The sequence below is a fragment of the Larkinella sp. genome (genome assembly GCF_965227735.1).
Lineage (GTDB): Bacteria > Bacteroidota > Bacteroidia > Cytophagales > Spirosomataceae > Larkinella.
Genome location: NZ_OZ245776.1, coordinates 2,021,393 through 2,040,721 on the forward strand (window position 1 = coordinate 2,021,393; position 19,329 = coordinate 2,040,721).

General features: G+C 53.3%; 16 protein-coding genes. 7 read left to right on the top strand and 9 right to left on the bottom strand.

Features of this window, described 5'->3' with window-relative positions:
- The first annotated feature begins 16 nt into the window (after window positions 1-16).
- From ACO064_RS07680 to ACO064_RS07695, 4 genes are all read left to right on the top strand, one after another.
- Window positions 17-508, top strand: coding sequence for a protein-disulfide reductase DsbD domain-containing protein (locus tag ACO064_RS07680; protein WP_421826803.1), 492 nt, complete (start codon window positions 17-19; stop codon window positions 506-508).
- 73 nt (window positions 509-581) lie between these two features.
- Window positions 582-1,826: a dipeptidase gene (locus tag ACO064_RS07685; protein WP_421826804.1), complete on the top strand. Its 1,245-nt coding sequence runs from the start codon at window positions 582-584 to the stop codon at window positions 1,824-1,826.
- 310 nt (window positions 1,827-2,136) lie between these two features.
- Window positions 2,137-5,367 (top strand): SusC/RagA family TonB-linked outer membrane protein, encoded by a 3,231-nt coding sequence (locus ACO064_RS07690; RefSeq protein ID WP_421826805.1) that lies wholly within the window; start codon window positions 2,137-2,139, stop codon window positions 5,365-5,367.
- An 11-nt stretch (window positions 5,368-5,378) separates the two neighbouring features.
- Window positions 5,379-6,860 carry a RagB/SusD family nutrient uptake outer membrane protein gene (locus ACO064_RS07695; protein WP_421826806.1) on the top strand — a complete coding sequence of 494 codons (1,482 nt, stop codon included), beginning with the start codon at window positions 5,379-5,381 and terminating at the stop codon, window positions 6,858-6,860.
- Window positions 6,861-6,980: 120 nt separating this feature from the next.
- On the opposite strand, the gene ACO064_RS07700 is transcribed toward ACO064_RS07695, so the two are convergent.
- The 8 genes from ACO064_RS07700 to ACO064_RS07735 all read right to left on the bottom strand — a co-directional run bounded on the left by ACO064_RS07700 (window position 6,981) and on the right by ACO064_RS07735 (window position 16,248).
- Window positions 6,981-7,592: a beta-class carbonic anhydrase gene (locus tag ACO064_RS07700; RefSeq protein WP_421826807.1), complete on the bottom strand. Its 612-nt coding sequence runs from the start codon at window positions 7,590-7,592 to the stop codon at window positions 6,981-6,983.
- A gap of 106 nt (window positions 7,593-7,698) precedes the next feature.
- The gene (locus ACO064_RS07705) at window positions 7,699-8,865 is read right to left on the bottom strand and encodes a cysteine desulfurase family protein (RefSeq protein ID WP_421826808.1); all 1,167 of its coding nucleotides are present in this window, start codon (window positions 8,863-8,865) and stop codon (window positions 7,699-7,701) included.
- A 79-nt stretch (window positions 8,866-8,944) separates the two neighbouring features.
- On the bottom strand, window positions 8,945-9,775 hold the full coding sequence (locus ACO064_RS07710; protein WP_421826809.1) for a DUF4397 domain-containing protein: 831 nt from the start codon (window positions 9,773-9,775) through the stop codon (window positions 8,945-8,947).
- 10 nt (window positions 9,776-9,785) lie between these two features.
- Window positions 9,786-12,539 carry a TonB-dependent receptor gene (locus ACO064_RS07715; RefSeq protein ID WP_421826810.1) on the bottom strand — a complete coding sequence of 918 codons (2,754 nt, stop codon included), beginning with the start codon at window positions 12,537-12,539 and terminating at the stop codon, window positions 9,786-9,788.
- Window positions 12,540-12,733: 194 nt separating this feature from the next.
- Window positions 12,734-13,717, bottom strand: coding sequence for a cytochrome-c peroxidase (locus ACO064_RS07720; RefSeq protein ID WP_421826811.1), 984 nt, complete (start codon window positions 13,715-13,717; stop codon window positions 12,734-12,736).
- Window positions 13,714-14,187 (bottom strand): hypothetical protein, encoded by a 474-nt coding sequence (locus ACO064_RS07725; RefSeq protein ID WP_421826812.1) that lies wholly within the window; start codon window positions 14,185-14,187, stop codon window positions 13,714-13,716. Before ACO064_RS07725 ends, ACO064_RS07720 begins: the two co-directional genes overlap by 4 nt.
- A 70-nt stretch (window positions 14,188-14,257) precedes the next feature.
- The gene (locus ACO064_RS07730) at window positions 14,258-14,884 is read right to left on the bottom strand and encodes a YceI family protein (protein ID WP_421826813.1); all 627 of its coding nucleotides are present in this window, start codon (window positions 14,882-14,884) and stop codon (window positions 14,258-14,260) included.
- 86 nt (window positions 14,885-14,970) lie between these two features.
- Complete coding sequence (locus ACO064_RS07735) at window positions 14,971-16,248, bottom strand: peroxiredoxin family protein (protein WP_421826814.1); 1,278 nt, start codon at window positions 16,246-16,248, stop codon at window positions 14,971-14,973.
- 481 nt (window positions 16,249-16,729) lie between these two features.
- Between ACO064_RS07735 and ACO064_RS07740 the strand changes: the two genes are divergently transcribed.
- The 3 genes from ACO064_RS07740 (at window position 16,730) to ACO064_RS07750 (ending at window position 18,607) form a co-directional block, all read left to right on the top strand.
- Complete coding sequence (locus tag ACO064_RS07740; RefSeq protein WP_421826815.1) at window positions 16,730-17,278, top strand: carboxymuconolactone decarboxylase family protein; 549 nt, start codon at window positions 16,730-16,732, stop codon at window positions 17,276-17,278.
- Window positions 17,279-17,357: 79 nt separating this feature from the next.
- Window positions 17,358-18,311 (top strand): DUF1684 domain-containing protein, encoded by a 954-nt coding sequence (locus tag ACO064_RS07745; protein WP_421826816.1) that lies wholly within the window; start codon window positions 17,358-17,360, stop codon window positions 18,309-18,311.
- 20 nt (window positions 18,312-18,331) lie between these two features.
- Window positions 18,332-18,607 (top strand): hypothetical protein, encoded by a 276-nt coding sequence (locus ACO064_RS07750; RefSeq protein WP_421826817.1) that lies wholly within the window; start codon window positions 18,332-18,334, stop codon window positions 18,605-18,607.
- A gap of 16 nt (window positions 18,608-18,623) precedes the next feature.
- Here ACO064_RS07750 and ACO064_RS07755 read toward each other — a convergent pair whose 3' ends face one another.
- Window positions 18,624-19,220, bottom strand: a complete 597-nt coding sequence (locus ACO064_RS07755; protein ID WP_421826818.1) for an SDR family oxidoreductase — start codon at window positions 19,218-19,220, stop codon at window positions 18,624-18,626.
- Between the last annotated feature and the right edge of the window lie 109 nt (window positions 19,221-19,329).

Genomic DNA, 19,329 nt, shown 5'->3' on the forward strand with positions numbered 1-19,329 from the left:
TTATCCCAAAAGCACAATGAATCCGTTTAAGATAGGACCGATTTGCCGAAGTTTAGGCGCGATACTGCTGTTTATTTCCACATTTGCCGTTGCGCAGGAAGCCTCGGAAATCACCAAATGGAACGTTCAGCTATCGAAACCCACGGCCAAACCGGGTGAGGTGGTGGACATCATCTTTTCGGCGACCATCGAGGATGCCTGGAAACTATACTCTTCCGATTTTGCGAGCGATATTGGCCCGCTGCCGACGGAATTTAACTTTGACAAAGCCACTTCGTATGCGTTGGTTGGCTCCATTCAGGCCATCAACCCGAAAAAAACCGTTGATCCGGCCTGGGATCAACCCTATACGTATTTCGCAAAAAAGGCCGAATTCCGGCAAAAGATCAAAGTGCTCTCCAGCGGGTATCGCGTAACGGGTACGATCAAAGGCTTGCTTTGCAGCACCAAAAACGGCCTTTGTATTCCATTTTCAGAAGCCTTCAAAACCGGTGCCCAAGGACTTTAGCCCGTAACCTTCTCTTTCGAACTTCCAAATCAACGAACATCGCCCGGAAAATATCCGTGATTCTTCTATCACCATGAAAAAAATTCTTGTCACCGCCCTCGCATTGAGTTTAGCCGGGCTGGGTGCCTGCACCAACAAAGCAGGTTCCGATCCCACCGACGAAGACGTATCCAGAATCCATCAGGCCAGTCTTACCATCGATCCGCACATCGATCTTCGGGATGATTTCGACGCCGACAGTAACGATGCCGGGAGCGAAACCGTCGATCAGATCGATTTGCCGAAACTGGAAAAAGGCGGTTTGGATGTCGCTACACTGGCTCTTTTTGCAGACCCGCTCCGACGAACCCCCGAAAACATCGCCCTGGCCCGGAAACAGGTCGATGCAAAACTGGCGGCCATTCAAAATTTCGTCAAAAAACACCCGGACAAGCTGGAACTGGCCCGGTCCTCAGCCGATCTGGAACGGATTGCTGCCGAAGGCAAACATGCCATTCTGCTAAGTTTTCTGAACGCGCTTTCGCTCGGGAAAGATACCTCGCTGATCGACCATTATTACCGGGAAGGCGTACGGCTTTTCGGGTTTGCCCATGCCGGCAACAACGATTTCACCGATTCATCCCGGCCCAATGCCGCGTATGGCGATAAACCCAACGAAGCCGGTGGACTCACCGAAATCGGAAAACAGGCTGTGCCGATTCTGAATCGGCTGGGCATTATTATTGATGTCTCACAACTCACCACCGACGCACTCAATCAAACGCTGGCCCTCAGCCAAACGCCGGTCATTGCCTCCCATTCAGCCGTAAAAGCGATTGTCGATAATCCCCGGAATCTGTCGGATGCCGAACTGAAAGCCATTGCGGATAAAGGTGGCGTCGTACACATTGTGGCTTTTGCGGCTTATTTGAAAGATACGGCGGCTTTTCGGGCTGATTACAAGGCGAAAATTTTCGATCCGCTGGGACTGAAACTGGGCGTCGATGATCCGAAGGAAAAACTGAGTGCCGCCGATTACAAAAAATTCAAGGAAGCTTACCGCGAATTTTCCCGTAATGAGTGGAAATATGCCACGCTTGCGGAGTACATCAATTCCGTTGATTACGCCGTGAAGTTAATCGGGATCGATCATGTCGGTTTCAGTGCCGACTTTAACCACGGCGGAGGTGTACAGGGCTATGCCAGCGTTGGCGACGGCCCGAACATTACCCGGGAACTTCTTAGAAGGGGCTATTCTGAAGAAGACATCAAAAAGCTGTGGGGTGGAAACTTCCTGCGCGTCTTGAAAGAAGTAGAAGCCTTTGCGGCAAAGAAGTGAAAAAGGGAACTATACGTCAGAATTTAAAACCAGCCGGTTACCAGGCGTCCCTAAAACTTCCTGTTGGCTACCCCGTCAGCGGTCAAAGACCCTGACAGCGGTAGCCAACAGGAAGTTTGTACATTATTACGAAAAACTAAAAGAAAAACAACAAAGTGATACCCTGTGTTATTTTGTGTGGATGAGATGTAGTCAATTAAGAGAAGATCGCTTTTATTTGAATATCTATTTAATCAATAGATATTACCTACTTTTATTCATTTCTTCTTTACGCCTTGAACAGTAGACCATTTACATTTAAAAACCACCTATGAAATTATTTGTATCACCCAGCAAATTACGGTTCTGGTTTTTGGCGGTCTGGCTGTTGCCGCTGCTGGCCAGAGCCCAGGATCGAATCCTTTCAGGAACCATTCGGGACGAAAAAAATGCAGCCATTCCCGGCGCTTCGGTCATCGTTAAAAATAGCCAGACCGGTTTGACCTCGGGAACCCTCAGCGACGCGACCGGTGCGTTCAAGGTCAGCAACCTACCCGCAGGCAATGCCTTTTCGGTGATCATTTCTTTCATCGGCTATGAAACGCAGACGGTAACCGACGTCCGGCCCGGATCGACACCGCTGTCCATCCAGTTGAAAGAATCGGCGTCCGTTCTGGAACAGGTTGTTGTCATTGGGTACGGGAGCCAGCGGAGACGCGAAATAACTGGCGCCATTGCCTCCGTTCGGGCCGCCGACCTGAAAGACCAGCCTGTCGCAAACCTCGAACAGGCCATTGCCGGCAAACTGGCCGGGGTGCAGGTGCTGCAAAATTCCGGGGCGCCCGGTGGCAGCATGAGCATCCGGATTCGGGGGCTCAATTCCATTTCGGCAGGCACCGACCCGCTGTACGTAATCGACGGTTTTCCCATTTCCAATGACCTGAAAAACCTCCAGGGCAGCACGGACCTGATCAATATTTCCGGGATCTCTTCCTTCCAGAAATCGCCGAATCCGATGAGCACACTGAACCCCGACGACATTGAGTCGATTGAGGTTCTGAAAGATGCGTCGGCGGCTTCCATTTACGGGTCGCGGGCGTCCAATGGCGTCATTCTGGTGACGACCAAACGGGGCAAAAAAGACGGCAAACCGACGTTCAGCTACAGTTCGTACGGCGGGGTGCAACAGGCGAGTCATACGATCAAACTCATGGATGCCTACCAGTGGTCGCAACTCGTATTGGATGGCAAAAACAATTCCTACCTGGATGCCAACCCACGGGCCAGCATCAACGATGACAACACGGTTCGGGCCAGTTCTACCTACCAGATTCCGCCGGAAATCCTCCCCTATCTCGCCAAGACGCCCGGTTTGACCAATACCGACTGGCAGGATGCTATTTTCCGGAATGCCGCCCTTCAAAATCATACGCTGTCGGCCTCGGGTGGAAACGACAAGGTCCAGTATTACATCTCCGGCAATTATTTTGATCAGCAGGGAATTGTCATCGCGTCCGGGTACAAGCGCTACGGCGTCCGCACCAACCTGACGGCCAACCTGACCTCCAAATTGAAGGTAGGTCTGGGTTTTAACCCGACGGTTGATCACTACGATCTGGTGAACACGGAAGGACCGTTTATCTACGACGGCATTATCGATAACGCCCTCAAAGCCGCTCCCATTTTCCCGGTTTACAACCCGGACGGATCGGTCGCCATCAACAAGCAAAACGCCATTGCCTACGGTTTTTCGGGCGGTGAAAACCCGGTAGCCCTCGCTACGCAGATCAAGGACAAACTCAACCACGTCCGCTTGCTGGGTAATTTATTCGGAGAATACGAACTCCTCAACGGCCTGACGTTCAAGACCTATTTTGCGTCGGACCTCAACTATTTCGGCCGAAACTATTACCGCCCATCCACGCTTGGAGCGTACCGCCCAATCCAGCAGAACGCCCCGACTATTCCCAAAGGCTCGGCGCAGAACGCCAGCGCCCGGAACTGGCTCTGGGAAAATACACTGACGTATGCGTTTACGCTGCACGAAGCGCATAAGTTTAACGTGCTGCTGGGCTATACCTCCCAGAAAAACCGCACGGATGCGAGCCAGGTCGACGGCACGGGTTTCCCCAATGATGCAGTTCAGACGATCAACGCGGCCACGATTACGAGCGGCACTTCCTCGGCTTCGGAGTGGTCGCTCCTGTCCTACCTGGGACGCATCAACTACAATTTTTCGGATCGGTATTTCCTCTCCGCCAGCCTGCGTCGGGACGGTTCGTCGCGGTTTGGTGCCAACAACAAATGGGGCTATTTTCCGTCCGTATCGGGGGCCTGGCTGATCAGCGGGGAGAATTTCTTCAAGATTCCGGCCATCACCGAACTGAAACTGCGCGCCAGCTACGGATTAACCGGCAATTTCCAGATCGACAACTACGGCTCGCTCGATTTACTCCGGGCCAACAACTACATCCTGGGTGCCGGAACGGGCACGACCAACAACGGCGTCGGGTTGTCGCAACCGGCCAATCCGGATCTAACCTGGGAAAAGACCGCACAGTTCAACGCCGGTCTGGACCTGGGGTTGTTCCGGGGGCGGATTTACCTGTCGGCGGATTTTTACAAAAGCGTCACCAAAGACCTGCTGCTGTCGGTGAATGTGCCGTTGAGCTCCGGTTTTGCGACGGCGCTGCGCAATGTCGGCAGTGTGCAAAACACCGGCGTTGAACTGGGTTTGACCACCCACAACCTGGAAGGCGCGTTTAAATGGAACACCAATTTCAACATATCGGCCAACCGGAACAAAGTCCTCCAGCTCGGACCGAACGGCGCACCGATCATTTCCGACGGTGGGGTTGCCGGCATTTTTATCACGCAAATCGGTTCGCCGATTGGCAATTATTACGGCTACGTCAACGGGGGCGTGTTTAAAAACCAGTCCGAAATCGATGCGTATCCGCATTACGCCACCGCCAAACCCGGCGACCGGAAGTTCATCGACGTGAACGGCGACGGCAAAATCGACGCCAGCGACCGGACCATCATCGGCAGTTATTTCCCGAAGTTCATCTGGGGTCTCACCAACGACTTCCGCTACAAAGGCTTCGATCTGTCGGTTTCATTACAGGCGGTTCAGGGCAGTAAAATCCTGAACCTGCAACGCCGGTATATCTACAACCTGGAAGGCAACGCCAACCAGATGATCGAAGCGTTGAACTACTGGAAATCGCCCACCGAACCGGGCGACGGCAACACCACGCGGGCCAACCGGGTGACCAATGCCAACAGCGGCCAGATCAGCTCGTTCCACGTTGAAGACGGTTCGTATGTCCGGCTGCGAAACGTAACGCTGGGGTACAGCCTCAACCGGAAATGGCTGGCCGACAAGATCAGCACCGCGCGGTTTTATTTCACCGCCCAGAATCTGCACACCTGGACAAAATACACCGGCTACAATCCGGAAGTGAACGCCCGGCCGGAAAGCCCCCTGTCGCAAGGCGAAGATTATGGAACCTATCCCTTATCGAGAACCTACACACTGGGACTCAATCTTTCATTCTAACGAAACCGATCATGAACTATACACGAATGATCCGATTGCTTTGGCTGGTCGGAACCGCCGGAATGCTGAGTTCCTGCAAAGAAGATTTCATCAATCTGGCGGCCATTTCCAACCAGACCAGTTCAACCTTTTTCAAATCCGCGTCTGATTTTCAGCAGGGTGTCAATGCCATTTACGATGGGTTGCAAAGCACGCAGACGTACGGAAAAGCCTACTATTACCTGATGGAAGTCCGCAGTGACAACACCGATATCGGCGACCGGGGCGCGAATGCCGGTATTGCCTCGCAGGTCGATCTGTTCACCGAAATCACCAGCAATCCGTTTGTGCTGGATGCCTTCGCGGGGTCGTATGTGATCATTGCCCGGGCCAATGCGGTGCTGGATCGGATCGATGCCGCCACCATCGACGAAACGGCGAAGAAACAGTTTAAAGGCGAAGCCCTGTTTCTGAGATCATTAGCCTATTTCAATCTCGTACGGTTGTACGGCAAAGTGCCGCTGGTGATTCGGACCGAGTCGCCCAACGAATCGCTGAATGCCCGGCGAAATGAGGTCACGGAAATTTACACGCAAATTGAAACCGATCTGAAAACCGCAGCCGGTCTGTTACCCCTTTCCTACACCGCAGCCACCGATCTGGGCCGGGCCACCAGCGGGAGTGCCAATGCGTTACTGGGCAAAGTGTATGTGACGGAGAAAAAATGGAGTGATGCCGCCACCGTCTTGAAAACCGTGTTGCCTACGTATTCGCTGCTGCCCAATTACGCCGATTTATTCAAAGCCGAAACGCCCATCACGGCCGAAACGATTTTTGCCGTTCGCTTCCGGAAAGGCCAAAGCCCGTCGGAAGGAAATCTGTATTTTAACGACATGATGCCGTTGATCTATGTGAATGGCATTACGTATTCCGGGGCCGGAAACAACCGCCCAACGGCCAATATCGCCCGGGCCTACGAACCGGGCGACAAGCGGTTTGCCGCTTCGCTGGACACCTTGTATAACCGGACAGCCACGACCGTTGTCAAGGGAAATTACGTCAAAAAATACTTCGATCTGCCCGCAACAACCGGTGACGAAGGCAACAGCTTTCCGGTTTTGCGGTATGCCGATGTGCTGCTGCTGCTGGCCGAAGCCCTCAACGAACAGGGCTATTCGGCCGCAACGGCGGAAGGCAGTGCGCTGGGGTATTTGAATAAAGTTCGCAGCCGGGCGGGACTGGCCGCCAAAACCGCTGCGGATTTACCGGGTCAGGAGGCCGTGCGGGACGCTATTTTCAGGGAACGACGGGTAGAACTGGCCTTTGAAAACGACCGTTGGTTTGATTTGATCCGCTATTCAAAAGCGTTGCCGATTTTGCAAACGCACCTGGCGACGGAATATGGTTTGACGACGCCGGTTTTGACGGCGAATCGGTTGCTGTACCCGATTCCGCAACGCGAAATCGACGTTCACAACGATCTGACGGCCTTTCCACAAAACCCGGGCTACTGAAAGGGAGCGGATACCAGAGGTGAAATCCGTTCTGGTTTTCAACAGCCAACGAAAATCCGTCCATGGAATCATGGGCGGATTTTATTTTTCCTAATCACTCTTTCTGAAAACAGGCCCGGTTTAAGCGGTTGCTAAACCGGCCTGCGTCGCTTCCGCCACTTCATTGAGCTTGCCGGTTTTTACGTCGTAAACAAACCCGTAAACCGGGATGTCTTTCGGAACCAGCGGATGACTTTTGATGCGTTTTACATCCTCGGTTACGCTGTCGGTTAGGTTGGTAAAGGTTAGGAAAGGAATGAACCGGGCTTCATCTGAACCCCCTTCTTCCGTTACATTTCGCCAGCCGTTTTCGTCTACCGTGGCGGTTTTCAGGCTTTTCGACAGCAGATTCCGAATGATCGTATCCGTAAACAATTCCATCCCGCAGTCTGTATGGTGAATCACAAACCACTCTTTCGTCCCCAACAGTTTGTGTGAAATAATCAGCGACCGGATGGCATCATCGCTGGCACGGCCACCGGCATTGCGGATCACGTGCGCATCACCTTCCGATAATCCGGCATACTGCGCCGGATCGAGCCGGGCATCCATGCAGGTCAGAATGGCAAAACCCCGGCCCGGAGGCAAAGGCAATTCGCCTTTTGTCCCGAAATTGCCCGAATACGCTTCATTGGCGGCTAATACTTCCTGTAAAACCTGACTTGTAGACGAATCACTTACCGATTGAGACATGGCGTTGAAGGGTTGAAAGTTTAACAAACAAAAAAAGTATATAAATTCACTAGAGTTTATATACTTACGAACACAATCCAGGTTTAGATGTTTGATTTTGAGGTAACTAAAAATTAAATCTCGCTGGTAAAACGGACTCTTGACTGGTAACCGGCGCGTAGATGGCAGTCAAAACTGCAACCAGAAAGTCGATTTCTTTCTCCGAATTATATTTCCCCAGCGAAATGCGGATATTTTCGCGATGCGCAGGGGTGCTGAGGGCTTCCAGTACGTGCGAACCGACCCCGGCGGCACAGGCACTGCCGCCCGAAACCGCAACACCGGCTTCATCCAGCAACTCGACCAGCGATTTTTCCGATACCGAAGGCAGGCCCACATTCAGAATGGTCGCCAGGCTCTCGCCCGGCAAACCGCTGGTTCCGTTAAAGACGACTTCGGGCAACGTTTCCTGAAGCTTTCCGATCAGGCGGTTTTTCAGACGCAGGATATGGCTCTGGCTGGTTTCCATATTCCGGCAACTGATTTCCAGGGCTTTGGCCAGACCAACAATCCCCGCGACATTTTCCGTACCCGGTCGCCAGCCGCGCTCCTGGCTCCCACCATGTAGCAGGGCGGGAACGCGGTAAGCCCGGCGGGCGAATAGAAAGCCTACACCTTTGGGGCCGTGGAATTTGTGGGCAGAACCCACCAGAAAATCAACCGGAAGCTGTGCCAGATCATAGCTGTATTGCCCCATCGTCTGGACCGTATCCGAATGAAAAACCGCCTGATAATGCCGACTCAGCCACCCGATCCGCTCAATGTCGTTGAGGGTGCCGATCTCGTTGTTGCCATGCATCAGGCTAACCAGCGCGCGCGGATACTGCCGGAGATACAATTCCAGATCCGCCCAGTCAATTCTGCCCTGCGCATCCAGATGCAGCCAATGGGTTTGCACGTAACAGTCTTTTTCCAGTTGATGAAGTGTTTGCACGACGGCTTTGTGCTCGATCGGACTGGAGACAACGTGTCGGATTCCCAGCCCGCGAATGCTGCCGACCAGCGCCATATTGTCCGATTCGGTGGCCCCGGATGTAAAAATGATCTCATCCGGCTGGGCATTCAGCAGATCCGCTACGGTTCGCCGGGCGGTTTCAATGGCCCGGCGGGCTTCCCGGCCTTTGTGGTGTACCGAAGACGGATTTCCGTAGTGTTGAGTCAGGTACGGAAGCATGGCTTCCAGCACTTCCGGGTCGAGTGCCGTCGTAGCGGCATTGTCAAAATAAACTTCCATACAGACAACAGGGAATTTTAAGTTGGTCGAAGGGGTATTTCATCGTCAGAGAAAGTAAAATAAAAAAGAGGGTTGGCGTTTATTGAACCACGGGATGCTCCAGCAATTGAGCCCCAAAAGCGGGGTTACTCCCTGCCAGACCGTGGGTAAAAACCGTATAAATCTTGCCGACCTGCAGGGTCAGCGCACCGGAATTGCCGACCGCTGTTCCATTGGCCCGTGTGAAGTTGAGCGTGACGGTTCCCGGTTCAACCGAAACGAACGGCCCCAGCGAGAAGGCACTCAGGGCCTCGCCCGACAATGCCGAGTTGGCCGCCCGCCCGTAGGCCACATTCGTAAACAAAGCCGTTCCGTTCGCCAGCGACGCATTTAACTCCCCAACGCCCGGCGACAGATTAACAAACCGGAGTTTGGCTTTCCCGGCGGCTGGTGCTTTCAGATCGTCGTAGAAAAGAATCAGCGTATCCGCCGTCGCCTTGGCATTTCGGGCGGCAAAAACCGTATGGCGATAGGTTGCAATCGGACCGTTGGGACGACCTGATGCGGAGAAAGTCGCACTTTTACCAAACTGAAGTGAGGCTTTGTAACTGGTGTTGGTGCCCTCCGTCACGTTGATCTGGACATTGCCAAAAACCGTTGGCAGATACGCCGAAGCCTGATTCGGTGCGATGGGCGTGGTAGTCACCTGCGTCGTGAAGGTCCAGAATTGCAAACCCGCATTACTAGGCCGGGCGTTCACAAAGCTGATGTAGGCACTCAAGGGCGGTCGTTCGGATGCGTTGATATCGAGGTAGTCGGTTTTGTCGCACCCGGCCAGAAACAGCAGGGAGGCTACGGCCAGTACGAGTGTTTTCAGTTTTTGAAAACCGGCCTGTTGATGCGGGTTGCGTTGATTTTGTGGCGTTTTCATGAGAAGGAAGTTACAGTTTGGCGGCTAGCCGAATGAAAGGTTGAATACCGGCACTGCCGTTTTGAATACCGATGACGGTTGGGTTTCGCAAACCCGCCAGCTTGGGATCGGAGTAGTCGCCGAAGGTGTTGAACGCGTTGTTGACGCCGACCGTGGCCTGAACGGCGGAAGAAATGGAATAGCTCACCGAGGCATCCGTCACCCAGATCGGTTTCAGCGTCTGGTAGAAATAATCCGGTTTGGGAAAATTGGCATTCTGGGCCGATGCCGTGGTGACGGAACCGAAATAGACCGTTCGCAGGAGGTACGTAAACCGCCCTTCGCGAAAGATGGCCTGCGCCGTAATTTTCTGTCCGGGAATATTCGTGGTCACCCGCGCTTTCTCGCCGTCGTTGAAAATAATGTACTGATAGGCTTCCAGTCCTTTCGGCGTATTGACCTGTATCACTTCGTTTTTTACAAAATTACCGCCCAGCAACAGGTGGAGGTTTCCGTTTCGGAATGGCGTCCGGTAACTGCCCGTAAACTCGATGCCTTTGGTGCGGGTGCTGAACGAATTGTAGAAAAATTTTGCCTGAACGGTTCCGGTCTGGACAAACAGGTTGCGGACTTCGAGGGGAAGATTCTGATCGGCAGCCGAGAAATTACCGGTGTTGCCCACGCGGTTATCAACCTCCACCAGATAAGCATCCGCCGTGAATTCCAGATTCCGAATGGGTTGAGCTGTAAAGCCGACCGTATAGCCTTTCGATTTTTCCGGGGTCAGACTCGGAAAACCCAGCGAGCGCGTGGCCGCACTTTTGTTGGATGCCGTGACGAGGTCGATGGCGCGGCCCTGCTGGAAGGTGGTCGACGTTTCGGTGTAATAAAACTGGGCCAGATCGGGCGCGCGAAAACCGGTGTTCAACGATCCCCGAATACCCAGCCAATTCGTAAAACTGTAGCGGGTGGCCACTTTATAGGTCGTTACATTGCCAAAATCCGAGAAATTCTCGACCCGCAACGCACCCGACAGCAGCCATTTCCGGGTAATATTCGCTTCCAGATCAAGATAACCGGCTACAATCGCCCGGTCGACGTTGACTTCGTTGGCAGGCCGGAAACCGGCGTGAATCTGCGAACCGGGCGACAATCCGTTCAGGCCGATGCTGCCGGTGGTATTCAGGTACGTAATGCCGCCGGTCGTCGTATCCACGCGATACACCGGACGCAAATCGGCTTTCGAGTACGAAGCTTCTTCACCCGCAATAATCTGGTAAGTTTCGACCCGGTATTGCGCACCAAAAGCCACGTTTACGCCCCGCAGGGCTTTGTCGAAATACCGGCTGAAATCCAGGCTGCCCGTGTTCTGGCTGGCATTGTACTTTCCAGCGTCGAAGGTCGTGGGGCTTTTCAGACCCAGGCTGGCGTTGATGGAATTGGTGATGTAATTCCCGAAATCATTCCGGCCATAGACGTTCGATACATCGACGTTCCAGTTCTTGATTTTGCCTTTGATGCCGACGGTCAGCGATTTATCGGTAATGATGTTTTCCATGGCGGGCAAAAAACCGTCGGGATACAGAAAAGCGTTGGTTCGCTCGGTCCAGCCCGGCAGCCGATACACCGCCGTAAACTGGGAAGTCCGGTGACTGATCCCGCCAAAAGCGTATACCTCCGCGTCTTTCCGCAACGGAATGGCCGAATTGAAGAACAGCAGCGCATCTTTCGCCTTGTTGGAACCGCCCCCCCGCTGATCGAAATGATGCCGGTCGAGCCCCCGGCTGGCCAGAATGGCATCGTCGATTTCTTTGGTATAAATGGCATCGAAGGGGCGGGTGTTGGCTCCCCCACCGTAGGCCGGGCCGTTGTACAAACCGGCCTCATCGCGGCCCGGTGGCAGGGAAATGCCCTGGGTTGCAAATTCAGCCGTTGCATTCAGAAAACCGCCTTCTTTGCCCAGCGCAAAACCGTAGTTGGCGTTGGTGCGGGTGGTGATGCCGTCGCCCCGGCGTCGGGCGCTGGCCGTGGTGCTAACGGCCAGTTCTTCGGTGGTTTTTCGCAACACGATGTTGATGACTCCCGCAATGGCATCAGACCCGTATTGAGCGGCTGCCCCATCGCGCAAAATCTCCACCCGCTCGATGGCCGCCGTCGGGAGCGAATTCAGGTCATAGCCCGTTGTTCCGTTCCCCAATCCACCCCAGTTGACGTTCGAGGATTTGTGCCGCCGTTTGCCATTCACCAGCACGAGCACCTGATCGACCCCCAACCCGCGCAATTGCGACAGACTCAGGGCCGAACCTGCATCCCCGGCATTGGTGCCGTTGACGGAGTGAAACGACGGCGAAACGTATTGCAATAACTGGGTGATGCTCACCTGCGGGGCCGATTCGCGCAGCGGTTTCAGGTCAATCACGTCGACCGGAACCGGCGAATCCAGCTTGGTCCGGTTGGCATTGCGGGAACCCACCACCTGAACCTCACCCAGAATCTGCGAAGCCGCCGACAGGCGGATGTCGAGGGGCGAATCCGAACTAACCTCCACCTCCCGGCTGCTAAAACCAATGAAGGAAAAGACCAAAACCGAACCCCGGCTGGCCCGAATCGTAAACTGACCCGCTCCGTCGGTCGTCGTCCCCTGGTTGGCGCCTTTAACCGTGACCGAAACACCCGCCAGCGCAACGCCGTCTTCCGCAGCCGTTACTTTGCCGGTTATCGTGCGGTTCTGCCCCCAGGCAGTAAATGAAGTCAATATAATCAATAGAAGTAGTAGATTTTTCATAAATGCGTTTGCCTGTTAAATACTCCTTCAAACCGACTCCCGGATGGAAGTCGGATGAAGAAGTGGGTACTACCAAATTTAAACCAACTATGTTTCTTTAGACAAGAGAGGAGAGAGAAGAGAATAAAGACTCGTTATTGCCATGAAAGTCAGTACTTTTCCTGTCTTTACTCTCTTGTCTCTACTCTCTTGTCTCACTTCTTTATTCTCTTCACAAACCGCTCATCGGTCAGGGCGTGCAGAAAGGCTTCCAGATCGGAGAGGTCGTTTTCTGACAGATTCAGGGGTGTACTCAGCGAGAGATCCCGGTTATGTCCATTTTTGACAAATTCATCCGGTTTGTTGTAATAATCAAGCACTTGCCGGAGCGTTTTGAACATGCCATTGTGCATATACGGCGCCGTCAGCGCTACGTTTCGGAGGCCCGGCACTTTGAAATGGCCCAGTTGCGAGCTGTCTCTGGTGACCGCAAACCGACCCGGGTCGGTTAATTTTTTACCGTCATACAACCCGATGTTCTTAAACCGGTCAGCCGTAAAGTCTTCCCCCGCGTGACAGTTGGCGCAGTTGGCTCTACCGATGAACACTATACGTCCCCGCTGGGCGGCTGGCGACAAAGCGGTGTCGTCACCATTGATAAACCGGTCGTAGGGCGTATTGCTGGTCTCCAGCGTTCGCTCATACGTCGCCAGGGCTTCTGCCAGATTCTTCTCCGACGCATTCGTGCGAAACACGTTCCGGAAAGCCCGGGCATAATACGGATCGGCATTCAGACGGGATACGGCTTCGGCGATGGGCAGGTTCATTTCGTTCGGGGCGGCAATCGGCTGTAGAGCCTGCATTTCCAGAGACGACGCGCGCCCGTCCCAAAACAAATGAATTCGTCCTGCCAGGTTCATCGCCGAAGGCGTATTTCGGTCTGTTACCTGACCATTCACGCCCAGGCTCAAAACCGTCGTGTCGGCAAAGGCAAACTCCGGCTTGTGGCAGGAAGCACAGCTAATGGTGCGGTTAGACGACAGGATTGGGTCAAAGAATAACTTTTCGCCCAGGCTGCTTTTCGTGAGCGGTTCGTCGCCGGGTTGATTTTCAGCAGGCCGGGTGACAAAGCTCAACAGAAAAAAAACCGCACTTCCCAACAGCAGAGTCCTTTTATGCCAGGTTACCAAAGCGCTCATTGGATTGAAAAAACAAACAGTTGTTCAAATGGCAGGCAAAGCCTTTTTTTCTCGTTGCAATACTGCCCCCGAATCACGCCTTTCACGATGTAGTCGGGGCTTAGAACCCGGATGCGCTGCCGAAATTCGGCTTTCGACGCAAAGTAAGAGACCTCCATGTTCCCGGCTTTGTCTTTTTTCCGCCGGGGTTCAACGGATCGGATTCCCCCTACCCCTTCGAATGAATCGTCAGGAATGATCTCGAATGTGGTCGTTTGTGAGCCTGCATCCGCCGAAAAATCGGTCGAATAGACACACCATTCCGGGTCCAGGGTGGCCGTAAAAATCAAATCGATTTCGTCGCCCGGTTCCAGTTCCACCGTGGCCAGCGTCGATGGGGTCGTTTTGAAAGTCCAATAGGCAACCGGCTTATCCGCCACGGCGCCCGCCAGCAGCAGGACCAGGGGAACAAGAACAAGGAATCGTTTCATGTGAATGCCGAGGTGTTTGATACGGGATTCTCCGGGGGTATCAAAACGCCCCGAAGAATCTCCGTGGTGATCAGCGGCTGGCTTTCAGCTCCGGATTGGTGGCAACCAGCGACACATCCAGCGTAAAATTGTCGTCGATGGCTTTGTCACCCAGGTTTTCGAAGAAGTTTTTCGAGCGGAACTTGATGTCGTATTTCGTCCGGTCGACGGTTACTTTGGCCGTAGCCGTCAGTTTGTCTTTGTCGGTTCTGACCAGTGCCGGGAATTTCACCTCGTTGGTGATGCCTTTGATGGTCAATTTCCCGATGACGTCATAGTTGCCATCGCCGGATGGACTCGCCGACGTGATGACCAGTTTGGCCGTCGGGTGTTTCTCCACCGAAAAGAAATCGTCGCTTTTCAGGTGTGTCGTCAATTTGGCGTTGTAGTCGGGGTCCGTCAAATCCGTCACGGTCAATGCTTTCAGGTTAACGTCAATGGAGCCGCCTTTGAGCCGGCCGCCATCGAGCACAACGGAACCGCTGCTAACCGGAGCCAGCCCGCTGTGTTCTCCGGTTACTTTTTTGGCGTTCCAGACCAGTTTACTCTGCTGGGGATCGACTTTGTAGGTGGTTTCTTTGGCTTTTTTGTCGCCGGGGTTCGTGAATGAAACGAACGAAAGAGCCGCCAGGCCGAGGAGTACGAATGTGTTTTTCATGAGAATGCAGGTTTTATGCGTGAATTGGTTTGATTCAGAAAAAGCCGGGAGGAGCGACCAACCTCACTCCCGGCGGCAATCTGCCTTTAGCGAGCGGCCAGGGCATCTTTCGGAGCCGGTTCGGCAATGTATTTGCTGAGATCGCGGTTCCATTTCTTCACGTATTGCTTGAAATACTTGCCGGTAATTTCGCCGGTATAGCCGGTGTGGATTTGCTTGACGGTGCCGTCGCGGCCAATGATGATGGTGGTGGGAAAAGCCATCATGCGGTTGAGCGACGGAAATTTCCCGGAAGCCACCTTCTTGTCGGCAATGCCGCCGAACAGAATGTCATATTCAATCTTGTACTTATCCCGCAGCTTGCCAAGGGTATAGCGGGCGTATTCCAGGTCGTCTTTCTGTTCGAAACCGACCGCAATGGCTTCCACACCCCGGTTTTTGTTTTCCCTGAACCAGGGCGCGAGAAAGGCCGTCTGATCGGTGCAGTTCGGGCACCAGGTCCCGATGATTTCGATGATCACGACTTTGCCTTTGTATTTGGCATCGCTCAGCGAAACCGGATTACCGTTCAGATCCGGCAAGGAAAAATCGAACGTGGAAACGCCCTCTTTCAGGTGCGTCAGCGCATACGGATCGGGCAAATCGGCTTTCTTGTCTTTTACGCCTTCAAATTTCTGGTTGAGGTAAATGCCAAATCCCATTTCGCCCGACAGTGACTTATCATCATTGATCGTTCCCCGCACAATAATGGGCGATGGTCCGGTAAAACCGGATAACACGAACTCCCTGCCCTGCACGGTTCCCTCCAGTTCGCGGGTATCGCCCACGACGGACATGATTACGCCGGTCAGTTTGTTTCCTTTCTGCTCCAGCAGGGCCACACGACCCGGTGTAGCATCTTTGCTGATGATGTTCAGCTTCCATTTGCCCGACAGGTTTGCAGCGGGTTCCTGGTCTTTGCCCGGTTCAACGAAGCGGTAAGATTTGCCATGGACGGCCACAAACGGGAGCGAATTGCCCCGCAAACCCGGAACCAGACTCTTGTAGGCTCCCGTCAGCGTGCCATCGTCTTCGATCTTCGCAACCAGAGCCGCATCGTAGGTATTCATTTTGATGAACAGCGAATCCGGAGCGGTTTGTTTTACGACAAAATAATCCCGGCGCGTGCCGTTGATAAGCGCAAAGGAAGCGTCCGACGCTTTCTGGCCTTTCACCTCAAAATTGAACGGAACCTGCAATTCGTTGACGGTGAATATTCCCCGCCAGATGCCTTCTTTGATGAATTTGTCCTGAGCCTGCGCGCCGTTGCCCGCCAGGATCGCAGCACCGACGCTGCACAGGGCAAGGAATGATTTTACTTTCATGGTACCTGTTTTTTGAAATTATGGAGAGTTTGATTTACTATAGTATTCATAGCGAACAAGTATAGTAATTGGGCAAAAACTAGAACCGGTTCCGTTCGGGGAATTTAGCGACGCAGGCAATCGATAAAAACCGGAAAAGGGAAGACAGGTCTAACCGTGTTGACCGGTGGCTTGACAACATCGGAGGGCAATAGACTGGTCCTGATCAGGCGCGCAGCGGTGTTGAAATTGGAAAAAAAGCGTAGACATGGAGATTGTAAATTTATAATTCTCAGGGATCAGCAAGTTCGTTGCTCCCTTTCCGATATAAATCCACAAGTACTTTGCAGGTAGTAATTGTAAGACGCTGTAAAGATAAGGGCATGAATTTTGATTTTCCAAACTTATTCTACAAAATTTATAGAACAAGTATTTTTTTGATGAAATTCATTACTTTTGCGCAACGTATCCACGGACTTTAATCCACAGATCTGCGCTTGCCATGTCCCGCATTACACCAGTGCCCCGCGAGGTCGCCCCGCCCGACGTTCAGGCGGCATACGACCAGCATGTAGCCAATTATCCGGGTAGCCGGATTACGAACATGAAAGCCACGCTGGGCCGGTCGCTGCTCAGTTTTCAGGTCTATATGCAGTGGTATCCGCTTTACGAACAGGTAAAGGAAATACTGGGAAACCGGCTGGCGTATCTGTACGCCCACGCGATTTCACAGGGTTCGAACTGTCCGCTGTGCACAACCTTTTTCCGGCGGATTATGATCGACAACGGTGAAAAGCCCGAAGATCTGCTGCTCAGCCCACACGAACAACTCCTTGTCGATTTTGGCAGCGAAATTGCCCGCAACAAGGGTGAGGTGTCCGACGTACTTTTCGATCCGGTTCAGGCTTTATATACCGATGCGCAACTGGTGGTACTGGTGGCCTTTGCCGGACAAATGATTGCGACCAACGTCTTCAACAATGTCCTGGAAGTAGAAATCGATCCCTATCTGTTTCCTTATCTACCCCTAACGACCTCATCAGCGACGTAAGCTGTTTTTTAGTCTTTTACTATATAAAATCCATATACAAACAAATTTTCGATACCGACCTTTTCTGAATTCATCAACTATGTTAACGACTTCACAACGCATGGAAGAGTTTGAAACGCCCGCAGAAACCCCCACGAAATACTATCGTCAATTTGTACTGCTCTGGTTACTGGCGCTGGTTGGTTCCGTCAGTTTCCGCCGGAGCGAGAACCCATCGGTTTACAAAGCCCAGATAGACCAGTGGCATACCGAACGAATTACGGCTTTGAAAAAGGAAAGTGGCTGGCTGAATCTGGCCGGGTTATTCTGGCTGAAAGAGGGTGACAATACCGTTGGTGGCTCGGGCAGTGCCGTTGCCTTCCCGTCGGGGAAAACACCTGCTCATCTCGGCACCCTCCGTTTAAAAGACGGAACCGTCTCCTTTACAAGCGCGCCCAGGGCCGATGTTCGGGTGGATGGAAAACCGCTCACCGAATCCGTTACGCTCTTTTCGCCTTCCCTGGCTAAACCGGTTGTTCTCCAGCACGGGTCCCTGCGATGGTTTGTCATCAAGCGGGGCAATCAGTACGGAATCCGGCTGCGGGATCTGGAAAGTGCCCGGTTGAAATCATTCCGGGGCATCGACCGCTTTCCGGTCGATGGTGCCTGGCAGGTAAAGGCCCGGCTGAACGTACCCGATCAACCCAAAACCATTGCCATTACGGATGTGCTGGGGCTGACCCACCAGCAACCCCTGGCCGGAACGCTGGTTTTTGAACTCAACGGTTCTGCTGTTCGGCTGGATGCGGTTGGCGAAGGCGAAAAACTGTTTGTGCTCTTTGCCGATCCCACCAACGGCCATGAAACCTACGGAGCGGGGCGCTTCCTGTATGTGGACAAACCGGGTCCGGACGGCACAACGATCGTGGATTTTAACAAATCCATCAATCCACCCTGCGCCTTCACCGCCTATGCGACCTGTCCGTTGCCACCGAAACAGAACCGGCTGGCCCTTCGGATTACCGCCGGGGAGAAAAACACCGAAAATCACTGAAATTACCGCCCAGTTACCCCATGAAACGTAAACACCTGAGCCGGGCACTTTCCCACTTCCACGAACTATCGTATCAGGATCAGCTCAACAATGTCTGGCAGCAGGGCAAACTGCTGGAAGCCCGGCGCATACCTGGTTTCTGGCTGCACCTGTATGCCGTGAATACCTTTTTTGTTGAAATGTGGATTTGCCAGCGCCGGTATGAAGTAACCCTGCTGCGCGGTTTTCTGAACACCGAAGACCTGGAACCGTACCTGGACAAGATTACCCTGAACGGTATTCTTCAGGATTTATAACCCTCAACAATGCGGTTTACCGGGAGAGCAGCCCGGCATCCAGCACAAACTGGGAACCCGTTACGTAGCGGGCTTTGTCGGACACCAGATACAGTACCATTTCCGCTACATCGTTGGGCTCGACCCACGGAACCGGCAGCAGATTACCGGCCGAGCGTTCGGCAATTTCCTCCGTGGTGGCCCCTTCCAGAGCCGCCAGCCCATCGTTCATCGGCGTGTTGACCCCCGTGGGGTGAATGGAGTTGACCCGAATAGAGTATGGAGCGAGTTCGATGGCCCACGATTTGGTCAGCCCAACCAGCCCCCATTTGGATGCCGCGTAGTGGCTCAACCGGTTCATGCCCCGCAAACCGGCAATCGAGGAATTATTAAGAATGACCCCGGATTGCTGGGCAATCATGACGGGAATGATCGAACGGGCGACGAGCCAGGCTCCTTTCAGATTGGTGTCCAGCATGGCGTCCCATTCGTCTTCCGACAGTTCGTGCGCCAGTCCGTAGGCACAAATTCCGGCATTATTGAACAGAATATCGATCTTTCGAAAGTTACGCAGGGCCGATGCCACCGCCCGCTCAACATCCGCTCTGCACCGGACATCCCCCTGCACCGTCAAACACCAAACACCCAGCGCTTCACATTCCTGCTGGAGGGATTCAAGATCACTGACCGACCCCAGCGGATAGCCGGGATAGGTCAGCGACTGAGCGACATCGAAGGCTACA

What these genes read in the sequence shown, in the direction of transcription:
- ACO064_RS07680 (WP_421826803.1), top strand. Translation starts at nt 17, where the DNA reads ATGAATCCGTTTAAGATAGGACCGATTTGCCGAAGTTTAGGCGCGATA.
- ACO064_RS07685 (WP_421826804.1), top strand. Translation starts at nt 582, where the DNA reads ATGAAAAAAATTCTTGTCACCGCCCTCGCATTGAGTTTAGCCGGGCTG.
- ACO064_RS07690 (WP_421826805.1), top strand. Translation starts at nt 2,137, where the DNA reads ATGAAATTATTTGTATCACCCAGCAAATTACGGTTCTGGTTTTTGGCG.
- ACO064_RS07695 (WP_421826806.1), top strand. Translation starts at nt 5,379, where the DNA reads ATGAACTATACACGAATGATCCGATTGCTTTGGCTGGTCGGAACCGCC.
- ACO064_RS07700 (WP_421826807.1), bottom strand. Translation starts at nt 7,592, where the DNA reads ATGTCTCAATCGGTAAGTGATTCGTCTACAAGTCAGGTTTTACAGGAA.
- ACO064_RS07705 (WP_421826808.1), bottom strand. Translation starts at nt 8,865, where the DNA reads ATGGAAGTTTATTTTGACAATGCCGCTACGACGGCACTCGACCCGGAA.
- ACO064_RS07710 (WP_421826809.1), bottom strand. Translation starts at nt 9,775, where the DNA reads ATGAAAACGCCACAAAATCAACGCAACCCGCATCAACAGGCCGGTTTT.
- ACO064_RS07715 (WP_421826810.1), bottom strand. Translation starts at nt 12,539, where the DNA reads ATGAAAAATCTACTACTTCTATTGATTATATTGACTTCATTTACTGCC.
- ACO064_RS07720 (WP_421826811.1), bottom strand. Translation starts at nt 13,717, where the DNA reads ATGAGCGCTTTGGTAACCTGGCATAAAAGGACTCTGCTGTTGGGAAGT.
- ACO064_RS07725 (WP_421826812.1), bottom strand. Translation starts at nt 14,187, where the DNA reads ATGAAACGATTCCTTGTTCTTGTTCCCCTGGTCCTGCTGCTGGCGGGC.
- ACO064_RS07730 (WP_421826813.1), bottom strand. Translation starts at nt 14,884, where the DNA reads ATGAAAAACACATTCGTACTCCTCGGCCTGGCGGCTCTTTCGTTCGTT.
- ACO064_RS07735 (WP_421826814.1), bottom strand. Translation starts at nt 16,248, where the DNA reads ATGAAAGTAAAATCATTCCTTGCCCTGTGCAGCGTCGGTGCTGCGATC.
- ACO064_RS07740 (WP_421826815.1), top strand. Translation starts at nt 16,730, where the DNA reads ATGTCCCGCATTACACCAGTGCCCCGCGAGGTCGCCCCGCCCGACGTT.
- ACO064_RS07745 (WP_421826816.1), top strand. Translation starts at nt 17,358, where the DNA reads ATGTTAACGACTTCACAACGCATGGAAGAGTTTGAAACGCCCGCAGAA.
- ACO064_RS07750 (WP_421826817.1), top strand. Translation starts at nt 18,332, where the DNA reads ATGAAACGTAAACACCTGAGCCGGGCACTTTCCCACTTCCACGAACTA.